Annotated in this window: 17 protein-coding genes; 15 read left to right on the top strand and 2 right to left on the bottom strand. The window is 70.1% G+C overall.

Annotation, left to right across the window (positions count from 1 at the left end; genetic code table 11):
* Positions 1 to 101 precede the first annotated feature (101 nt).
* From ACN9MP_RS05165 to ACN9MP_RS05230, 14 genes are all read left to right on the top strand, one after another.
* On the top strand, positions 102 to 923 hold the full coding sequence (locus ACN9MP_RS05165; protein WP_426324248.1) for a biotin--[acetyl-CoA-carboxylase] ligase: 822 nt from the start codon (positions 102 to 104) through the stop codon (positions 921 to 923).
* Between the two features lie 100 nt (positions 924 to 1,023).
* Complete coding sequence (locus tag ACN9MP_RS05170; RefSeq protein ID WP_426324249.1) at positions 1,024 to 1,608, top strand: PH domain-containing protein; 585 nt, start codon at positions 1,024 to 1,026, stop codon at positions 1,606 to 1,608.
* Positions 1,609 to 1,674: 66 nt separating this feature from the next.
* Entirely contained in the window at positions 1,675 to 2,811 is a 1,137-nt protein-coding gene (locus ACN9MP_RS05175) for a 5-(carboxyamino)imidazole ribonucleotide synthase (protein ID WP_426324250.1), read from the top strand.
* Positions 2,812 to 2,917: 106 nt separating this feature from the next.
* The gene (purE, locus tag ACN9MP_RS05180; RefSeq protein ID WP_426325922.1) at positions 2,918 to 3,385 is read left to right on the top strand and encodes a 5-(carboxyamino)imidazole ribonucleotide mutase; all 468 of its coding nucleotides are present in this window, start codon (positions 2,918 to 2,920) and stop codon (positions 3,383 to 3,385) included.
* On the top strand, positions 3,382 to 4,845 hold the full coding sequence (locus tag ACN9MP_RS05185) for an LCP family protein (protein WP_426324251.1): 1,464 nt from the start codon (positions 3,382 to 3,384) through the stop codon (positions 4,843 to 4,845). The genes purE and ACN9MP_RS05185 overlap by 4 nt, the downstream gene beginning before the upstream one ends.
* Before the next feature lie 2 nt (positions 4,846 to 4,847).
* Positions 4,848 to 5,972 (top strand): glycosyltransferase, encoded by a 1,125-nt coding sequence (locus ACN9MP_RS05190; RefSeq protein ID WP_426324252.1) that lies wholly within the window; start codon positions 4,848 to 4,850, stop codon positions 5,970 to 5,972.
* A gap of 126 nt (positions 5,973 to 6,098) precedes the next feature.
* Entirely contained in the window at positions 6,099 to 7,268 is a 1,170-nt protein-coding gene (locus ACN9MP_RS05195) for an NAD-dependent epimerase/dehydratase family protein (protein ID WP_426324253.1), read from the top strand.
* Positions 7,269 to 7,344: 76 nt separating this feature from the next.
* Complete coding sequence (locus ACN9MP_RS05200; protein WP_426324254.1) at positions 7,345 to 8,250, top strand: glycosyltransferase family 2 protein; 906 nt, start codon at positions 7,345 to 7,347, stop codon at positions 8,248 to 8,250.
* Positions 8,247 to 10,505, top strand: coding sequence for a glycosyltransferase family protein (locus ACN9MP_RS05205; protein ID WP_426324255.1), 2,259 nt, complete (start codon positions 8,247 to 8,249; stop codon positions 10,503 to 10,505). The genes ACN9MP_RS05200 and ACN9MP_RS05205 overlap by 4 nt, the downstream gene beginning before the upstream one ends.
* A 73-nt stretch (positions 10,506 to 10,578) precedes the next feature.
* Entirely contained in the window at positions 10,579 to 12,558 is a 1,980-nt protein-coding gene (locus ACN9MP_RS05210; protein ID WP_426324256.1) for a rhamnan synthesis F family protein, read from the top strand.
* A complete protein-coding gene (locus ACN9MP_RS05215) occupies positions 12,555 to 13,742 on the top strand; it encodes an acyltransferase family protein (RefSeq protein WP_426324257.1) in 1,188 nt (395 codons plus the stop codon). Before ACN9MP_RS05210 ends, ACN9MP_RS05215 begins: the two co-directional genes overlap by 4 nt.
* On the top strand, positions 13,739 to 14,929 hold the full coding sequence (locus tag ACN9MP_RS05220) for an alginate O-acetyltransferase AlgX-related protein (protein ID WP_426324258.1): 1,191 nt from the start codon (positions 13,739 to 13,741) through the stop codon (positions 14,927 to 14,929). The genes ACN9MP_RS05215 and ACN9MP_RS05220 overlap by 4 nt, the downstream gene beginning before the upstream one ends.
* 9 nt (positions 14,930 to 14,938) lie before the next feature.
* Positions 14,939 to 15,493 (top strand): hypothetical protein, encoded by a 555-nt coding sequence (locus ACN9MP_RS05225; RefSeq protein ID WP_426324259.1) that lies wholly within the window; start codon positions 14,939 to 14,941, stop codon positions 15,491 to 15,493.
* Positions 15,490 to 17,604: an LGFP repeat-containing protein gene (locus ACN9MP_RS05230; RefSeq protein WP_426324260.1), complete on the top strand. Its 2,115-nt coding sequence runs from the start codon at positions 15,490 to 15,492 to the stop codon at positions 17,602 to 17,604. Before ACN9MP_RS05225 ends, ACN9MP_RS05230 begins: the two co-directional genes overlap by 4 nt.
* Here ACN9MP_RS05230 and ACN9MP_RS05235 read toward each other — a convergent pair.
* Entirely contained in the window at positions 17,591 to 18,802 is a 1,212-nt protein-coding gene (locus ACN9MP_RS05235) for an ABC transporter ATP-binding protein (RefSeq protein WP_426324261.1), read from the bottom strand. The two genes, ACN9MP_RS05230 and ACN9MP_RS05235, sit on opposite strands and share 14 nt — an antisense overlap.
* A gap of 1 nt (position 18,803) precedes the next feature.
* Complete coding sequence (locus tag ACN9MP_RS05240; protein ID WP_426324262.1) at positions 18,804 to 19,727, bottom strand: ABC transporter permease; 924 nt, start codon at positions 19,725 to 19,727, stop codon at positions 18,804 to 18,806.
* A 37-nt stretch (positions 19,728 to 19,764) separates the two neighbouring features.
* Here ACN9MP_RS05240 and ACN9MP_RS05245 point away from each other — a divergent pair, with 37 nt between their 5' ends.
* The gene (locus ACN9MP_RS05245; RefSeq protein ID WP_426324263.1) at positions 19,765 to 20,634 is read left to right on the top strand and encodes an NAD-dependent epimerase/dehydratase family protein; all 870 of its coding nucleotides are present in this window, start codon (positions 19,765 to 19,767) and stop codon (positions 20,632 to 20,634) included.
* The last annotated feature ends 44 nt before the right edge of the window (positions 20,635 to 20,678 follow it).

Consider the following 20,678-nt stretch of genomic DNA (forward strand, 5'->3'; position numbering starts at 1 on the left):
GATCTGTTGGAGGGTTCGCACAAGGGGTCGTGGCATCCGCTGTGCGTCCTGGGCGATGCCGGAGGGGCGCGGATGCTGCGCGGGGGCGTACCGTGAGGCTCATGTCTGGATCGCCCGAAGGCTTCCCCCTGAGCGCCGCCGTGAGCCCCCGTGTGCAGGTGGCGGAGAGCACCGACTCGACCAACGCGGACGTCGTGCGGCACGTCGTGGACGCGCCGCACGAGTGGCCCCACCTGTCGCTGCTGCTCACCACCGACCAGCGGGCGGGGCGCGGGCGCCTCGACCGGACGTGGGTGACACCGCCGGGCTCGGCGCTCGCCGTCTCCGTCGTGCTCGACGCGAGCGGGCTCCCGCCCGAGGCGCGGGGATGGATCCCGCTCATCGCCGGTGCTGCGATGACCCGGGCGATCGCGGCACAGGTCCGGGGGTCGGGTCATTCCGCGACGCTGAAGTGGCCGAATGACGTCCTCCTCGATGGCGCGAAGGTGTGCGGGATCCTCGCGGAGGTCGTGCCGGGGCATCCCGACACCGTCGTCATCGGGTCGGGAGTGAACACGCGCATGTCGCCCGCCGACCTGCCGGTCGAGACGGCGACGTCCTTCGCCGCGGTGGGCCTGACCTGCGACGAGGATCGCCTGCTCGCCGACTACCTCACCGCCCTCGACGAGCAGCTGAGCGCACTGCGGGAGGCGGGCGGGGATGCCGCCGCCGCCGGCGTGCTCGCCGAGACCGAGGCGCTGTGCGGCACCCTGGGCCGCGACGTCGCCGTGGCCCTCCCCGACGGCAACACGCTGTGGGGGCGCGCCGGCCGGATCGACCCGGACGGCCGCCTGGTCATCGTGCAGGACGACGAATACGAGAGCATCGTGTCGGCCGGCGACGTGGTGCACGTGCGCACGCGGCCGGCCGATCCGGCTCGCTGAGGCGAGCGCGCCCCCGACCGGCCGGCGCCGACCGCGAGGAGCATGACGCAAAACGGCGGGTGCGCCCCGCTGTGTCGGCCGTGGCCCGCACAATGGGGACATGACGCAGCCGACGAGCTACGGGGGCAGGCCGCTCACCCCGGCACCCGGCGCTCCCACGCCGGAGCTGCTCGTCGCCCGCTTCCGCCCCCATGCCCGGCGGCTGGGCTGGTCGGCCCTCGTCCTCATCGCCGTCGCCGGCGTCTGCGGCTACTTCTACGGCAACCTCCCCGCGCCTTTCGAGAATTGGATGCTGCTGACCGCGGCGGCCGTCGTCGTGCTCCTGCTCGTCGTGCTCCCGTACCTCGCATGGGCGGCGCACGTCTACACGATCACGACGCGCAGGGTGATGGAGCGTCGCGGGGTCCTCTCGGTCAAGCGCCGCGAGCTCGCCCATGTGCGCGGCTACACGCTCAAGGTGCACCGCGCCCCGCTGCAGCGGATGTGGGGCGCGGGCACCATCACGCTGAACAACGGCATCGATGCGCCGCTGCGGCTCGCCGACATCCCCAGCGCCGAACTCGTGCACGAGGCGCTCGTCGACCAGGTCGAGGTGAGCCAGATCCTGGCCCATCGCGACGCGCAGCCGCTGCCGCCCGGGCCGCCACCGCCCGTCCCGCCGCGCCCGCCGCTGCCGCAGGGCTGACCGGCGCCGTCCGTCATCCCGCGGGTGCGGGATGATGGAGGGGTTCGTGAGGCGAGAGGGAATGGCATGGCGCTGCGAGTCGGAGTCGTCGGGGGCGGGCAGCTGGCCCGCATGATGATCGCACCGGCGGTCGAGCTCGGTGTCGAGCTGCGGGTGCTCGCCGAGGAAGAGGGGATGTCGGCAGCCCTCGCCGCGAGCGCCGTCGGCGATTACCGCGACGCCGACACGGTGCTCGCGTTCGCGCGCGACGTCGACGTGGTCACCTTCGACCACGAGCACGTGCCGCAGGAGGTCCTCGCGACGCTCGTCGCCGAGGGCATCCCGGTGCACCCCGGCCCCGACGCCCTCCGCTTCGCGCAGGACAAGCTGTTGATGCGCGCACGCCTGCAGGAGCTCGGGATGCCGCAGCCCGACTGGGCCGCCGTCACCGGCGCCGAGGAGCTGCAGGCGTTCATCGACGACCACGGCGGTCGCGCGGTCGTGAAGACCCCGCGCGGCGGCTACGACGGCAAGGGCGTACGCGTCGTGTCGGCCGGGACCGAGGCCGAGGACTGGTTCGCCGCGCTCGCCGAGGACGCCCGCGGCGGCGCGCTCCTCGTGGAGGAGCTGGTCGACTTCACTCGGGAGCTCGCCCAGCAGGTCGCCCGCCGCCCGTCGGGCGGCGTGCGTGCCTACCCGGTCGTCGAGACGGTGCAGCGCGACGGGGTGTGCGCCGAGGTGATCGCGCCGGCGCCCCACTCCGGCGAACGCCTGCAGCAGGTCGCCGCCGCGATCGGCGTCGGGATCGCCGAGGGTCTCGGCGTGACGGGGATGCTCGCGGTCGAGCTCTTCGAGACCACCGACGAGCGCCTGCTCGTGAACGAGCTGGCCATGCGTCCCCACAACAGCGGTCACTGGAGTCAGGACGGCGCCGTGACGAGCCAGTTCGAGCAGCACCTGCGCGCGGTGCTCGATCTGCCCCTCGGCGACACCGAGCCGCTCGCCGGCTGGGCCGTCATGGTGAACATCCTGGGCGGCCCCGAGCAGGAGCCGCTCGACGCCCGCTTCGCGGCCGCCATGCACGAGCACCCGCAGGCGAAGGTCCACACCTACGGCAAGGCACCGCGCCCCGGCCGGAAGGTCGGGCACGTCAACGTCGTGGGCGACGAACTCGACGACGTGGCGTACCAGGCCCGCGCCGCGGCATCCTTCTTCCTCGATTGAGCGCCTGCGAAGCGCGCCGTTGCGGGGATCTTCCAGCCTCGCCCGCTAGCCTCGACGAGTGACTGCGCCCCTCCACTCCTCCGAGTCGCCGCTCGTCGGCGTCGTCATGGGCTCCGACTCGGACTGGCGCGTCATGAGCGACGCCTCGCAGGTGCTCACCGACTTCGGCATCCCGCACGAGGTCGAGGTCGTCTCGGCGCACCGCACCCCCGACAAGCTCATGCGCTACGGGCGCGAGGCGCGCTCGCGGGGCCTCCGCGCCATCATCGCGGGAGCGGGCGGCGCCGCGCACCTCCCCGGCATGCTCGCGTCCGTCACGGCCCTCCCCGTCATCGGCGTGCCCGTGCAGCTGGCCACTCTGGACGGCATGGACTCGCTCCTCAGCATCGTCCAGATGCCCGCGGGCATCCCGGTCGCCACGGTCTCCATCAACGGCGCGAAGAACGCCGGGCTCCTCGCCGCCCGCATCCTCGGCGCCTCCGACGGCGCGGTCGCCGACCGCGTCGAGGCGTACGCCCGCGATCTCGAGTCACAGGTCGAGCAGAAGAACCGGCGGCTCAAGGAGTCGCTGTGAGCGTCATGAGCCCGCCGAGCGCGAGGACCCGTACCGCAGGCCCGGCGGTCGTCGAGGAGCGCCCGATGCGGTACCCGGATGCCTCGTCCCGCGCGGTCATGACGCGACGCGGCTGGTGGCTCCTCGGGCTGAACTTCCTCATCCCCGGGTCCGCGCAGGTGGTGGCCGGCAACCGCCGGCTCGGACGCCTGGGCATCGCCTCCACGCTGGTGCTCTGGGTGGTGATCGTCGTCACCATCCTGTTCGCGCTGCTTGCGCCCACCGCCGGCCTCAGCATCATCACCAGCGCGTGGCTCCCCGACTGGCTGGGGCTGCTGCGTCCCTTCCCGCTCCTCATCGCGCAGGGCGTGCTCATGGTCTACGCGGTGCTCTGGCTGGTGCTGGCCATCGACACCCTCCGGCTCGTGCGGCTGGTGAAGACCGGGCGCGGGGCGCGTTTCGCGATCGCGCTCGCCGCCGTCGGGCTCATGGTGGTGGCCAGCGGCACGGCGGCCTACGCGTCCAGCGCCGTGGGGTCGCTGCGCAGCGGTGTCGGCATCTTCCGGGCGACCGGCCCGGTGGTGCCCCCGGACGACGGGTACTACAACATCCTGCTGCTCGGCGCCGACAGCGGCGAGGGCCGCGACTCGATGAGATTCGACAGCATCTCGGTGGTGTCGATCGACGCGGCGACGGGAGCGACCACGATCACCGGCATCCCCCGGGACATGCCGAGGTTCCCGTTCGCAGATGGGCCGATGAAGGAACGCTATCCCGACGGCCACGTCGGCCACTCCGACCCGACGTGCGGGTGGGGAAGCGGCATCAACCAGCTGCGCACCGAGGTCGAGGTGTGTGAGAACGGCGCCGACCTGTACCCGAACGCCACCGCGGAGGCGTCGTCGCCGGGCGTGGAGGCGACGAAGGACGCGGCGGAGGGAATCCTCGGCATCAAGATCCCGTACTACGTCTTCATCGACATGCACGGGTTCGCGTCGCTCGTCGACGCCCTCGGCGGCGTCGACATCAACGTCGTCGAACGGCTGCCGAAGGGCGGGCCGCAGTACGACGGACAGCCCGTCGACGACTGGGCATTCGGCTGGATCGAGCCCGGGCAGCAGCACATGGACGGCGACACCGCCCAGTGGTACGCCCGCTCCCGTTACACGACGAGCGACTTCGACCGCATGAAGCGTCAGCGCGAGCTGCAGGAGGCGATCCTCGCGCAGTTCACGCCCGACGTGGTGCTCACACGGTTCAACGACGTGGTGACGGCGGGCACGGACCTCGTGGAGACGGACCTGCCCCAATCGCTCATCCCGACACTCGTCGACCTGGGGCTGAAGGCGAAGGAGCAGCCGGTGCAGACGCTCGAACTCACGCCCGCGGGCGGCATCGACGAGTTCGACCCGGACTACGCCTACATCGCGGAGCTGATGCACTCGACGCTCCACCCGCCCGAGCCCGGCGCGGAGAACTGAACGTGGTCGCCACCCTGCGCGTCGTGCTCGATCAGCTGGTCGCGCCGACTGAGCCGGAGCTCGCCGAGGCGTCGCGCGAGCTCACCCGGGCGCTGGTGCTCGGAGCGCCTTCGGGCTGCCAGGTCGAGGCCATCGCGCCGGCCGGCGGCGACGCCGCCCTTTCCGGCGTCGACGGTCTGGCCGGCGTGCGACGCACCCCGCTGCCTCGCCGCGAGCTTGCCGCCGCGCTGCAGCTGGGCGTCGCAACAGGCATCGGCGGCGGCATGATCCACTCGCCGTCGCTCTTCGCGCCGCTCGTGCGTCACGACCGGGTGCACGATCACGACCAGACGGTCGTCACGCTGTGGGACCTCCGGCCCTGGGAGTCGCCGTCGGAGCTGCCGCGCGCTGTCGCCGCGTGGCACAAGGCGATGCTGAAGCGCGCGGTCAAACACGCCGACTCCGTGGTCGTGCCCACGCACTCGCTCGCTCAGCGCCTCCTCGAGATCGCCCCGTTCGGCGACCGCGTGCGGGTGATCGCCGGGGCTTCGCCGGCGGGCTTCAGCGTGCCGACCGATGAGGTCGGCCGCCGCAGGGAGCTGGGGCTTCCCGACGGATTCGTGCTGCTGGCCGGCGGAACGCCGGCTTCGGAGGCGCTGGATGCCGGACTTGCCGCGGTCGCGGCATCCGGTCTCGACCTTCCCGTCGTCGTGATCGACGTCGAGGAGGGGCACGAGCCGGCGGTCGCCGATCTGGCCTCCGCGGCCGGTGTGCCGGAGCGCGCGCTCCACGTGCGCGGCGCCCTGGACGGGGCGGATCGAGCGGCGGTGTTCGGCGGCGCCGCGGTCTTCCTCGCGCCGTCACGGCGAGCGGCCTTCCCGTGGCGGGTCGTGGACGCGCTCACGCTCGGTGTGCCGGTGGTCGCCGCGTCCTCGGCCGTGCACGACGAGGTGCTGTTCGACGGCGGAGTCCTCGTGTCGGCGTCGGGCGTCGCCGAACTGTCCGACGCTCTCGGCGCCGCTCTGGCGTCCGCGCTCGCGTCGACGGCCGCGGCCCAGCGGCTCGGGGTGCTCGCGGGCGACCGAGGGCGCGCGTTCTCGTGGAGCGAGGCCGCCGACAAGGTGTGGATGCTTCACGCCGAGCTGTAGAGCTCCGCACGAGTACGCGCGGGCCAGCCGGTAGGGTGGGCCCCGAGCGGGGACGCGATTCCCGAGTGCCGGTGCCGGCCGCGTCCGGCTCATCCAGGATGGGCGATGAAGGCGGGGGCGGACGACATGGCTGACGCGGTGAGCGGGCGAGTGCTGATCACGGGCGGCGCGGGCTTCATCGGCTCGCGCCTGGCGCGCCGGCTCCGCGAGTCCGGGCGAGACGTGGTCGTCCTCGACTCCCTGCTGCCGCAGGTCCACGGTGAGGACCCGCAGCGCAACTCGTCGGGCCTTCGCGCCCTCGACGGCGTCGCGGAGGTGATCGTCGGTTCTGTCAGCTCGGAGGCCGATCTGCGGCGTGCGCTGACCGGCGTCTCGCACGTGGTGCATCTCGCGGCCGAGACCGGGACCGGCCAGTCGATGTACGAGATCGATCGCTACGTCTCCGTCAACGTCGGCGGGACGGCGAAGATGCTCGACATCCTCGCGAACGGGTCGCACGGCGTCCAGCGGATCGTCGTCGCCTCCTCGCGGTCGATCTACGGAGAGGGCGCCTACGCCACCGCCGACGGGCGCGTGGTGTATCCCCCGCACCGGGCCGAGACCGATCTCGTCGCGGGAGACTTCGACGTGCACATGCCCGGTGAGGAGCGGATCGAGGTGATCGCGACCGACGAGTCGGCCAAGCTCCATCCTTCGAGCGTCTACGGGATCACCAAGCAGATGCAGGAGTCCCTGGTCATGACCGTGGCTCCGACGCTCGGCATCGCGCCGGTGTCGCTGCGCTATCAGAACGTCTACGGCCCGGGGCAGTCGCTGCAGAACCCCTACACGGGAATCCTCTCCATCTTCTCGACCCGGATCCGCCAGGGGAAGGACATCCAGATCTTCGAGGACGGGAACGAGTCGCGCGACTTCGTCTTCGTCGACGACGTCGTGTCGGCCACCGAGCTCGCGGTGACCCATCCCGGCGCGGCCGGTCAGGTGTTCAACGTGGGCTCCGGCGTGCCCACCACCGTCGTCGAGGTCGTCGAGTCGCTGTTCGCCGCGTATGGCACGCGGGTGCCGACCTCGGTGACGGGCGCCTTCCGCCTCGGTGACATCCGGCACAACTTCGCTGACACCCGTCGCATACGCGACCTCCTGGGCTTCGAGGCCGCCGTCCCGTTCCCCGAGGGCGTCCGGCGCTTCGCCGAGTGGGTCATGGGCGAGCCCATCGGGCGCGACGAGTTCGAGCGGTCGCTGGGAGAGATGGCCGACCGCAACCTGCTGAAGTCGTCGCGGATGTCGGCAGGCTGAGCGCCGACGCGTCGGCGCGGCCGTGGGGAGCGGCCCCGGACGGTCCTCGGCGGGCCGCCCGGTTAGGGTGGACGACATGGCTCGCGTGAGTGTGATCGTCCGCACGAAGGACCGGCCCTGGTTTCTCGCGCGCGCGCTGAAGGACATCGCCGCGCAGACGTTCGAGACGCCGGAAGTGGTCGTGGTGAACGATGGCGGCGACCAGGCCACCGCCGAGTCGGTGGTGTCTCAGAGCCCGCTGTCGGGACGCGCGCGGCTCGTGCACATCGCGCCCGGCGAAGGCGGGCGGTGTCGCGCCGCCAATGAGGGCGTGGCGGCGTCCACGGGGGAGTACCTCGTTCTCCACGACGACGACGATCTGTGGCAGCCGGGGTTCCTGGCGAGGTCGGTCGAGTGGCTCGAGCAGCACCCCGGCGACATCGGCGTGATGTGCCGCACCGAGATCATGTACGAGAGGCTCGTCGAAGGACGGTGGACCGAGGTCGACCGCGTCCCGTTCTGGCGGGACCTGACTCACATCTCGCTCACCGAGATGCTCGAGGTGAACCGGGCCGTCCCCATCTCGTTCCTCTATCGCGCCCGAGCGCACGAGGAGGTCGGCGGGTACGACGAGTCGCTGGACGCGGTCGAGGACTGGGAGTTCAGCCTTCGCCTGCTCGCGCGCCACACGATCGGCTTCCTCCCGGAGACGCTCGCGGTGTGGACCCAGCGCCCCTCTGCCGCCGGCTCCGAGGCGAACAGCATGTTCGCCCTCGCGGGTGAGCACCGCCGCGACGACACGACCGTCCGCGATCGCGAGCTGCGGGAATGGATCACGCGTGAGGGCCCTGGTCTTCCGCTGATGATCGCGGGGGAGTTCGCGCGCCTGCGAGCCGACCTCGAGGACGTGCTCGTTCGCGAGCTCGACCGACGCAACCCCTTCACGGCGCTCGCGCGCAGGGCGGTCCATTCCTGGAAGCGCCGCCGCGGGACGCGGGCGTGATCGGCCTGCTCCGGCGACTCTGGCGCGGTGCGCGTTCGGCGCCGGTCCTGGGTCGGCTCATCGACGGGGCGGACCGGCTGTGGTGGATGAGGGTGATCGGCGGCAGCGGACTGATGGACGCGGAGTTCTACCGCGCCCAGCGGGGCTGGCGGCGCGGCGGGCGCCTGCGCGCGACGCTCGACTACGTCTGGTCGGGATTCCGCGCGGGCATCTCGCCCAACCCGCTGTTCGACGAGCACACCGCAGGCGTGGCGCTTCCCGACCTCGGCCGGGTCCCGGCGCTCTACGCGTATCTGCTCAGCGATCGGGCCACCGTGGCCGTGCACCCGTGGTGGGACTCCGCAGCCTATGCCGACGCTCACGGCGCCCGCGGCGGCGCGCTCGAGCACGCCTGGAGCAACCGTGAGAGCGCCGTCATCCCGGTTCGGATCGGAGACGGGTCTCAGGCTCTGCGCGTCACCGAGTGGCGGCGGCTCGCGATCGAGTCGCTCGCCACCGACAGGGCCGGCGATGCGGAAGCGGCCGAGAACCTCGTCGTGAGGATGCTGCAGGGCGGCGACGCGGCCGCCGCCCAGAAGATCGCCGGGGCGTTGTCGGTCGCGGGAGACTCGACGGGCGTTCGCCTGGTGTGCATCGCGCCGTCGCCCTCCACCTGGCTGACGACGGCGCTGGCCGCGAGACTCTGCGGCAGACACGACCGCGTCGCCGCGGTGAGGCTGCCGTCGTCGACGAGCCTGCACGCGGTGGCCCGGGCCGTCGCGGCGGACGCGGCGGAAGGCGCCGTGCTCATGACCGACACGCGTGCCGACCTGGTCGCCGCACAGTACCGGGGTCTGCTCGCGACGGGAGCCGGCGCGCTGGTCGCCCCCGTCTCGCTCGAGTCGGACGGCACCGTGGCGGCCGTCGGCGCGTCGGTCGTCGAGACCGCGGACGGCCCGCGCATCTGCCGGATGCTCCGCGATCATCCCTCCGAGGACCTCGCGGGCTTCGGCGAGCGCATCGTCGACGTGCCGCTCATCACCGGCCGCACCTTCGCCGCTCCCGCAGCGCTCGTGCGGGGCTTCGCCGGCGCGCGGGCCCCTCACGCGTTCGAGACCGAGCACCTGAGCCTCCGGGCGCGCCGATCGGGTGTGCCGGTCCGCGTCGACACGGGGATCGTCGTGGGGTGCTTCTCCGCTCGCAACGCGTGGCCCGAGACCGCGGGGGAGCTGCCGGACGAGTGGGCCGAGGCATCCGGGCCGCCCTCGCCCGCCGCCGAGCTCTACCGCGTCGCCGGCTTCGAGGTCGAGGGCTGGAACGCGTCGGGCCCGTGGGAGGCGCGGCCGCGCCTGCGCAGGTCGAGGCCCGCTCAGCGCTGGGCGATCAAGACCTGCGCCCCGGCGGGGCCCGCCGGGCAGGTGTGGGGCGACACGCACTTCGCCCAGGGCCTCGCGAGCGCGCTGCGCCGGCTCGGCCACGAGGTGGTCGTCGACGCGTTCCCCGCCGCTGCGCGCCCCACGGCTTACCTCGACGACGTGCACGTCGTCATTCGGGGGCCCTTCCGCATCGCGCCCCCGCAGACCGGTGTGCGGATCGAGTGGATCATCAGCCACCCCGACGAGATCACCCGGACGGAGATCGCGCAGTTCGATCTGGCGTTCGCCGTGTCTCCCGGCTGGGCGCAGCGCGTGAGCGCGGAGTGGGGTATCGACGTGCAGCCTCTGCTGGAGGCGACCGATGCCGACCTCTTCTTCCCCCGCGGCCGCGCACGGGGCAGCGACGTCGTCTTCGTCGGCACCGCACGGGGGATCCCTCGGCCCTCCGTGGTCGCACCCCTCGACGCGGGCATCGACGTCAAGGTCTACGGCCCCGACTGGCGTGGATTCATCCCGGCCGAAGCCATCGCGGCCCCGTCGATTCCGAACCGCGATCTGAGCGAGAGATACGAGACGGCGCGGGTGGTTCTCAACGACCACTGGCCGGCGATGAGGCGCGAGGGTTTCATGGCGATGCGGCCCTTCGACGCGGTGGCGGCAGGCGGCCGGGTGATCAGCGAATCGGTGCCGCTGCTGCAGGAGGTGTTCGAGGGGGCCGTCGTCGAGTACGAATCGCCCGAACAGCTCGTGGAGCTGCTGAGCGGTGACGTCGATGCCCTGTTCCCGGCGGATTCCGAGCTGCGCGAGATCTCCACCCGCGTGCGGGAGCACCATTCGTTCGATGCCCGCGCTTCGGTGCTGGATGCCGCGGTGGGCAAGCTCACAAACTCAGCCCGGTAAACTGGGCCGCTGAGTGCCTGTCGGCGCGCGCTGTCGCGTGCGCGCGGGCGAGTCGGAGAAGAGGAGTCATTTGGTGAGCGAACGAGTCGGCGAGCTCGCAGCGTTTCCCGAGAACGGGCGGCGCATCATCTTCTATCTCTACTACGACCCGCAGGGGATCGTCGACGACTACGTCCCGTACAAGCTGGAGCGGCTGCGTCCGTTCGCCGACCACGTGTTCGTCGTCGTCAACGGCAAGCTCACCGACGAGGGCCGTGCCCGCCTCGAGTCCGTGGCCGACACGGTGTGGCAGCGCGAGAACGTCGGCTTCGACGTCTGGGGCTACAAGGAGGCGCTCGCGCACTTCGGCGAGGAGAAGCTCGCCGAGTACGACGAGCTGATCCTGATGAACTACACGTGGTTCGGGCCGGTCAACCCGTTCGAGCCGATGTTCGAGCGCATGAACGCGCTCGAGGTCGACTACTGGGGAATGACCGAGCACGGCAAGCAGGTGCCGAACCCGTTCACCCGCAAAGGCGTGCTGCACAGCCACATCCAGTCGCACTGGATCGCGGTGCGCAAGAGCATGTTCCTGAGCGAGCCGTGGCGTGCCTACTGGCGCGACATGCCGCCCATCGTCTCGTACACCGACTCGATCCTCGGCCACGAGTCGAAGTTCACCCACCACTTCCATGAGCTCGGGTTCGACTACGAGGTCGCCTTCCCGCGGCGGAACTACTCCACGTGGCATCCGGCGTTCTACGACGCCGAAGCCCTGCTCGACGACGGATGCCCGGCGCTCAAGCGCCGCCCGTTCTTCCACGACCCGCTCCTGCTCGACCGGCATTCGATCATCGCCAAGCGGTTCGCCGAGAAGGCGGCTGCTCTGGGCTACCCGGTCGACATGATCTGGCGCAACATCTCGCGCAACTCGCAGCCGAAGGCGTTCAACACGAACGCGGCCATGCTGGAAGTGATGCCCGATGTCGTCGTCGACTACGACGAGGAGAAGCCGCTGCGTGTGGCCGTCGTCGCGCATATCTACTACGTGGAGCTCACGCAGGAGATGCTCGACTACTCCGCGACCATCCCGTCGGAATACGACCTGTTCATCACCACGACCGACGAGGAGCGCGCGGAGGGCATCCGGGCCGTGCTCGCCGAGCACGAGGATCCGAACCGGCGCAGCGTCGACATCCGCGTCCTCCCCTCCAATCGCGGACGCGACATGGGGGCGTTCTTCGTCGGGTGCGCCGACGTCATCCGTGACGACACGTACGACGTCATCTTCAAGATCCATTCGAAGAAGACGGTGCAGGAGGGCAAGAACGCGGGTGACCTGTTCCGCAGGCACCAGCTGATGAACCTCCTCAACTCGCGCGGCTACACCTCCAACCTCCTCGGGCTGTTCCAGTGCGAGCCGGGACTGGGGATGGTGTACGCGCCCACGATCCACATCGGCTATCCCACGCTCGGCCGCGGATGGTTCGGCAACAAGGACGCTGCGAAGGAGCTCGCCGAGCGGCTCGGCATCCATGTGCCCTTCGACGAGCCGTCCCCGCTCGCACCGTACGGGTGCATGTTCGCCTTCCGGCCGGAGTCGCTGCGTCTTCTCAGCCAGGTCGACTGGAAGTACTCGGACTTCCCCTCGCCGAAGCAGCACAAGGACGGCAGCGTCGCCCACATCCAGGAGCGGCTGTTCAGCTACGCCGTCGCGGAGCTGGGCTACTACACCAAGACGGTCGCGACGACGCGCTACGCCGCGATCAGCCACACCTCGCTGGAGTACAAGCTCGACAGGATCAGCGCGAACATCCAGGGCTACGCGATCGACCAGGTGCACGTGCTGGACGCCTCGGGCGACTTCATCGGCGGCGGACCGTTCGGCTACGCCCTGGCTTACGCGCGCCTGCACTACCCGCGGTGGTACCCCCTGATCGAGGCCACCTACCGGCCGCTGCGGGCGACCTACCGCGGAACGCGGTACGCGCTGGACCCGAACTACCGCCGGTGGCGGAAGTCGCTGCGGGGCTCGCCCGTCGACGACGCCATCGACGAGATGGAGCTTCTGTGACCAGCCTCGCGGAGGCCTTCGATCCGCGCCGGAACGCCATCGGCTTCCTGCGCTGGGCGATGGCCTTCATGGTCATCTTCTCGCACGCGGGCCCGATCGCCGGCTTCTACGGAGGTGCCGACCTCGGAACGCAGTGGAGCGACGAGCAGTCCCTCGGCGGCGTCGCGGTCTGCGGGTTCTTCTTCCTGTCGGGGTTCCTCATCACGCGGAGCAAGATGGGCTCCACGACGACGATCCGCTACTTCTGGCACCGATTCCTGCGGATCTATCCGGGCTTCTTCCTCATCCTCCTGATGACCGCGTTCGTGTTCGCCCCGATCGCCTGGATCCAGGAGAAGGGCACGTGGGACGGCTTCTGGAACGCCACCGCGGAGTCGCCGTTCACCTACTTCTCGAACGACTTCACGCTGCTGCTCGGGCAGCTGAACATCGCCGGGATGGGCACGAGCACGCCCCTCTACCTCGATCACGGGATCCTCGACTGGAACGGCTCCGCCTGGACGCTCGCCTTCGAGTTCGGCGCCTACATCCTGGTCGCCCTGCTGGGCGTCTTCGGCGCGCTCGCCAACCGGCTCATCGGAGGACTGGTCGCGGGTGCGATCATCGTCCTCTCGTCGATGCAGTGGCTCGGCATCGGCGATCTTCCCGGCTTCAGCTCGGTGTTCGGCGACTTCCGGCTCCTGCTGCTGATGGCGCCGTTCGCCTGGGGCATGATCTTCTGCCTCTACCGCGAGAAGATCCCGATCGACGATCGCGTCGCGATCGCCTGCCTCATCGTGGCCGTGGTCACGTACGCACGAGGCGGATGGCTCGTCGTCGGCCAGTACGCGTTCTGCTACGTGCTCATCTGGTTCGGCATCCGGGCGACCAAGCTCGCCGGCTGGGACCGGCATGCCGACCTCTCGTACGGCATCTACATCGCCGGCTGGCCGCTGATGTGGCTCGCGACCTACTTCCACATCGAGGAGTGGGGCTGGCTCGCCTACCACGCGATCGTCATCGTCGCCTGCCACGCCTACGCATACTTCAGCTGGCACTTCGTGGAAAAGCCCGCCATGACGCTGAAACGCTGGACTCCTCGCTGGGGGACGTGGGCCATCGAGAAGACGGCGGCCGGTCGCGAGATCTGGAACGAGCGCTCGCGGGACCGCTTCGTGGTGACGCGGTCGGAGATGGCGCGATGACCGACGTCCCCGATGTGCAGAGCCACGGGCCCACGCCGCCGGCGCCGCGCCGCTGGTGGCGCCGTGCGTCGTACCTGCCGCTGACGATCCTCGGGATGGCATCCGTCACGGCGCTCATCGTCGGTGCCGTCGCGACGTCGCGTCTGAACGAGCACTCCGTGCCCGAGGTCACGGGCGAATCCAGTCCCACGGACTCCGTCTGCCGTCCGCCGACGGAGCCCGCCACACAGGAACCCTGGCTGGACGGAGACGGCACGGCGGCGCGCGTCTGGGAGGAGCACTCCGCGGAGGTGTCTCAGCCGTACGTCATCGGCCCCAACGGCTGGATCTTCTGGAGCGACTACATCGAGCAGTACGCCTCGCAGGCGGTCGGACGCGAGACCCTGAGCGGGTCGGAGCTGAGCCGCTGGGTCGACTACTACGACTCCATCCGCGACGGGCTGGCCGCCGAGGGCGTCGAGTTCTACATCGTGGTCACGCCGTCGACGTCGAGCGTGTATCCGGAGGAGCTGCCCACCTGGATGCAGGAGGTGCGCGGCTCGACGATCCTCGATCAGTTCATGGCTGTCGAAGGCGACCTTCCGGTCATCGATCTCCGCGCCTCGATGATCGCCGCCAAGACGCCCGACGTGCACCTGTTCAGCTGGAGCAACAGCCACTGGACGGACTACGGCGGGTACGTCGGATGGCAGCAGATCGCCGAATGCGTCAACGCGATGTACCCGGATGACCCGGAGCTCCAGGTTCCCCCCATCTCGGGACACAAGGTGGTCGGCGACTTCAACGAATGGGCGCCCTTCGATGTGACCAGTCCCGGAGCCGACTGGTCGGTTCCCGTCTTCGACGGGGAGCTGCAGGACGTCACCTACACCGACAAGGACGGTACGACGAAGACGGTGACGGGCGACTCCGTCATGGATGCGAGCTGGCTGCCGCTGCAGACGAGCGTCGCCGAGCCGTGGACGGGCAAGAGCGCCCTCGTCATCCGCGACTCCATGGGCGGTGCCATCTCCCCGTACTGGGATCAGGCGTACTCGCCGACATGGCAGGTCGGACACGCGTACACCGACTACAGCGCCTGGCCGAAGTACCGCGAACTCGTCGCGCAGCACCATCCCGACGTGGTCGTGCTGCAACTCGCCGAGCGACACCTCGTCAATACACCGCCTGCGGGAGCCTCGTACTAGCCTGAAAAGGTGATCAAGGCCAGGGGGATCCGTCGAACGCGTGCGCTCTGGCCCCTGATGCTGATCACCGCGACGGCGTCACTTGCCGCGTGCGCTCCGTACGCGGCGCCGGGAGCCACGCCGAGTCCGACCGCGAGTGCGACGCCGACGCGGGTCGCGACACCCGACGCGTCCCCGTCCGTGCCGCCGAGCGGTGCGCCCACTCCGACGAGCGCGCCGTCTCCCACGGACGTCCCCACTCCGACGGTTCCGCCGGCGGAGGATCCGGGCTCGGCCGAGATCGCCATCATCACGGCTGACGTCACCGACGCGGGTCTCGAGGTCACGGGAATCGTGGTGGGGCAGACGGACCCTTCCGCCGTCTGCGTCCTCACCGCCGCGAGCGGCTCGCGGACCCGCACCGCCGAGGTCACCGCGAACCCGAGCGGCGACAACAGCTACTGCCCGGTGCTCCGCATCGCCCGCAGCGAACTCGCCGCGGGGACCTGGGATCTGGTGCTCTCCTACAGAAGCTCCGCCGGAGTCACCGGCCGTTCGTCCTCGACAGCGGTGGAGGTTCAGTGACCGCTCCCACCAGCCGCCGAACCGGCGTCTCGCGGCGCCGGGCGGCGATGCTCGTGGTCGTCGCCATGATCGCGGTCCTCGTGCCACTGGCATCCGCTCCCGCCCCCGCCGTCGCCGCCTCTGCGGCCGACTGGGACGCCGGGTACATCATCGACGACTCGGTCTTCTACGACTCGAACGCCATGACCTCCTACGACGTGCAGGCGTTCCTCGACGGGAAGGTGAGCTCCTGCTCGGCCGGCTACACCTGCCTGAAGTCGTACGGGCAGTCCACCGCGACGATCGCCGCCGACCGCTACTGCGACGGCTACCGCGGCTCCGCGTACCAGACGGCTGCCCAGATCATCGATGCGGTGGCCCGCAGCTGCGGAATCAGTCAGCGCGCCATCCTCGTGCTCCTCGAAAAGGAGCAGGGCCTGGTGTCCTCGCGCGCGCCGTCGGCGTGGGCGTACAAGGCCGCGATGGGGCAGGGCTGCCCCGACACGGCGCCGTGCGACCCCTCGGTGGCGGGGTTCTTCTACCAGGTGTACTACGGAGCCCGTCAGTTCGAGGTGTACAGGCTGAACCCCGACAGCTTCGGCTACCGCGCGGGGCGCACGAACAACATCCTCTACAACCCGAAGGTCTCGTGCGGCACCAAGAGCGTCTACATCGCCAACCAGGCGACCGCCGCGCTGTACATCTACACCCCGTACACGCCGAATGCGGCCGCCCTCAAGAACCTCTACGGCACCGGTGACAGCTGCTCGGCCTACGGCAACCGCAACTTCTGGCGGCTCTTCACCGACTGGTTCGGCGATCCCCGCCGCTACACGGTGCTCGACGGCTTCCTCTCGTACTACAACGCCAACGGGGGCGCATCCGGCCGCATCGGGAGCCCCGCCTCGTACCCGGTCTTCGTCGAGCAGAACGGCCAGGGCTGGTACCAGCGGTTCACCGGCGGCACCCTGTACGGCAGTTACACCGGGGGCACCGTGTTCGTTCCCAAGGGGGCGATCCTCGACGGCTACGACCGCGAGGGCGGTCCCTATCAGGCCATGGGCTGGCCGAACGGGGAGCAGCGGTGCACCACGGCGGGTGCGTGCGTGCAGTCGTTCGTCTCGTCGGTGATGACCTCGACCAAGACGTACGGCGCCCACGCGCTGTGGGGCGGGGTCAAGGATCACTGGCTCAAGACGGGCGGGCTCGAGGGCAGCCTCGGGGCCGCCGTGAACACGATGGTCTATTCCACGCCCGCCGCCGGGCCCGCCTGGGTCCAGAACTTCCAGTCCGGCGTGCTCGTGCAGAGCGCCGCCGGATTCGTTCTCGTGCCATACTCCAAGATCCAGACCGTCTGGGCGCGCAACGGCAGCGGTCAAGGCGCGCTCGGATGGCCGACGACGGCCTACAAGTGCGAGGCCGTCGGGTGCTCGCAGCGCTTCACCGGCGGGGCGGTGACCGATGAGAAGGTCTACGGCGCGCACGCCATCGTCGGCGGGTTCGGCGCGGAGTGGACCGCGCGCGGCGGCATGTCCGGACTCGGCGCCGCCCTCAACGATCAGTCGACGAGTTCCGCTCGCGGCGGCGGATCGCTGCAGAACTTCTCCGCCGGCATCCTCGCCGGGACCTCCGCCGGGAGATTCTTCGTCCCCTACGGCCCGATCCAGCGGATGTGGTCCGCGAACGGCGCCGAGGCAGGCGCCGACGGCTGGCCGGTGGGCGCACAGGAGTGCGCCCCATCCGGGTGCACCCAGACGTTCCAGCTCAGCGTGCTGTCGACATCCACCTGGGGGACCTACTCCACCTTCGGCTCGCTGGCGAGCACGTGGAAGAGCAGCGGCGGCATGGCCGGCTTCGGCCCCGCGCTCAACTCGATCCGCTTCGGCACCGCGAGCGGGGGGGCCTGGAGCCAGCACTACGCCACGGGCGTCCTCACCCAGCGGGTCGGGGGAGCGCCGGTGTTCAGCCCCTACGGTCCCATCATCGACATGTGGTACCACTACGGCGCGGAGACGACGTGGCTCGGGTGGCCCACGGCGGCGCCCACCTGCGACGCCGGGAGCTGCGTCCAGCAGTTCCAGAACGGGGTGGCGCGCTCGAACGGCGGCGGGGTCTCGTTCAGCCGCTCGTAGCGAAGTCGACGTCGGCGACGACCGTGCCGACGCTGTTCTCGCTGCCGTCGACGTGGACGAGGGCCCCCTGCCACAGGACGTCGGAGTCCGAGCGGCCGAGGTCGGTCGCCCGGGCGTTCACGAAGTACTCGCCGACGCCCAGGTAGATCGAGCGGATCTGGAAGTCGACATCCATCGTCTCGCCCGCGTCGAGGACGCGCAGGTCGCGCTTCAGCCGGTCGCTGCTGGTGCCGAGGACCATCTGCCCGTTCGGGCTGTCGATCCCGAAGCCGATCGTCCAGTTCTCGACGCGGTCGGATGCGGCGACCGTGAGGCGCAGCGTCATCGCGTCGCCCTGCATGAAGTGACTCGTGGCCGCGCCGTCGGCGTCGAGCGTGCTGATTGCCGTGACCCGCAGAGCGTGGGTGTCGACCTCTTGTTCGACCTGCGAGGGGCCGGCGCCCACCCGACCGTACTCGAGGATGTCGCGGAGGGCGGCGAGGCCGCCTTGAGCGTTGCCGTGGTAGGCGACCTTGCCATCGTTCAGCACGAACGTCTCGTCGCACAGCTCGGCGATCTGCGTGGACGCGTGACTGACGATGATGATCGTGCGCCCCTCCTGCTGGAAGCTGCGGATCTTGTCCATGCACTTGCGCTGGAACGCCTCGTCGCCGACGGCGAGCACCTCGTCGACGAGAAGGATGTCGGGGTCGGTGTGGACGGCGACGGCGAATGCCAGCCGCATGTACATGCCCGACGAGTAGAACTTCACCTCGTTCTCGATGAACTCGCCGATCCCGGAGAACGCGACGATCTCATCGAACCTGGCTTCCGTCTCCTCCCGGCTCAGGCCCAGGAGGGACGCGTTCAGGAAGACGTTCTCACGTCCGCTCAGCTCGGGGTGGAACCCGGCGCCCAGCTCGAGGAGCGCGGCGACCTTGCCGCGCACGAGGACCTCGCCCGAGTCGGGAGAGAGGATGCCGCCGATGAGCTTCAGGAGCGTGCTCTTGCCCGATCCGTTCGCACCCAGCAGACCGACCGTCGTCCCGGCCTGGATCGAGAGCGAGAGATCGTCGGTGGCGGTGTGCACGCGGCGGTGCCGGCGGGCCTTGAAGTACCCCAGCACCCGATCCTTGATCGTGTTGTCCGTACGGACCACGAAGGCCTTCGAGACGTGCTCGATTCTCACGACATCTGGTCGCGCCGCTGTCGTCGTCATGTCAGAGCTCCTGGGCGAGGCTGCCCTGCAGCCGCTGGAAGAGCAGGTGGGCGAGACCCAGCAGGGCCAGTCCGATCACCCCGGCCACTCCCATGCGAAGGGCGAGGTCGGGGGGATAGTCGGCGGCGGTGCCGCCCGCCCACAGCGCTCGGTGGAATCCCAGCACCGCCAGCGTCAGAGGGTTGTTCGTGTACAGCTCGAGGGTCCACGCGGGAAGGCCGAAACGGGCGATCACGTCGGCCACCATCTGCCACGAGTACACGATCGGCGAGGCCCACATCAGCAGGGTCAGCATGATCTCGGTGATGTACTGGACGTCGCGCAGGTACACGTTGAGCGCTGACAGCAGGAGTCCCAGCGCGAGCGAGTAGACGATCACCAGGAGGATCGAGGGGAACAGATAGAGGAGGCCGAACGGGTCGGGCCACTGCTGGAAGAACACGACCGAGCCGACGAGCACGATCATCTGCATCGCGAAGAGGAAGATCGCGCCCCCCACGCTGGCGAGCGGGAAGATCTCGCGCGGAAGGTAGATCTTCTTGACCAGGCCGCCGTTGTTGACGATCGACCCGGCCGCCGCGCCGACGCTCTCCGAGAAGAGCATGTAGATCGTGAGGCCCGAGAAGATGTAGATCCCGAAATTCGGGATGCCCTTGGCCGCCCCCAGCACCTGTCCGAGGATGAGGTAGTAGGTGAGCAGCATCACCAGCGGGCGGATCAGGGTCCACAGGAACCCCAGGGCGCTGCCGCGATAGCGAACCTGCAGGTCGCGGCGCGTGAGCAGCATGAGCAGCTCGCGATGCTGGGCGATCTCGCGCAGCCGGCGCCCGGGCGACTTGGATGCCCCGCCCACGGGGCGCATCGGAAGTTCGGCCAGGCGCGTGTATCGGGCCTCAGCCGTCATCAGACGGGCTTCGTCGGGCATGGGTCGAGGGCACACGACGAATATACTTGACAGCACCATGAGCGCCTCTCAGCATGCAGCCAGCGTCGTCGTCACAGGAGCCGCCGGCTACATCGGCCGACATGTCGTGAGCGCACTCCTCGACCGGGGACACCGGGTCACGGCAGTCGTGCGCCCGGGTCGTGGCGGCGTCGTCGATCCTCGCGCCGAGGTCCTCGAGGCCGACCTCCTCGCTCCGGATTTCGATCCGGCCGACCTCGTCCGCGGCGAGCCGGATGCCGTCGTCCACCTCGCATGGCAGGACGGCTTCTCCCACAACGCACCGTCGCACATGCTGACGCTCTCGGCGCACTACCGCCTCCTCACCGCCGTCGCCGACCTCGGAGTCCCGCGGATCAGCGTGCTCGGGACCATGCACGAGATCGGGTACTGGGAGGGCGCGATCGACGCGGACACGCCCGCCAATCCCCGGTCGCTTTACGGCGTGGCGAAGAACGCCCTGCGGGCCGGGCTCTTCCTCGCCCTGGCAGACAAGGTCGAGCTCGCGTGGCTCCGGTGCTACTACATCTACGGCGACGACCGTCAGAACAACTCGATCTTCACCCGTCTGCTCGAGGCGGTCGACCGGGGCGACGCGACGCTCCCGTTCACCTCCGGCCGCAACAAGTACGACTTCATCGAGGTGCGGGAACTCGCAGAGCAGATCGCGGTCGCCGCGACCACGCCCGGTGTGACCGGCATCCTGAACTGCTCCTCCGGAGAGCCCGTGTCGCTCGCCGACCAGGTGGAGGCCTTCATCGCCGAGAACGAGCTGCCGATCTCGCTCGAGTACGGCGCCTTCCCCGACCGGCCGTACGACTCGCCCGCAGTGTGGGGCGACGCGTCGCGCATCCGCGAGGTCATGGCATCGGCCGGCGCCGCGAACTGACGGCGCCCGCCGCGCGGCGGTGATGCTCAGGCGGCAGCGACTAG

It is taken from the genome of Microbacterium sp. E-13, assembly GCF_049912955.1.
Taxonomy (GTDB): domain Bacteria; phylum Actinomycetota; class Actinomycetes; order Actinomycetales; family Microbacteriaceae; genus Microbacterium.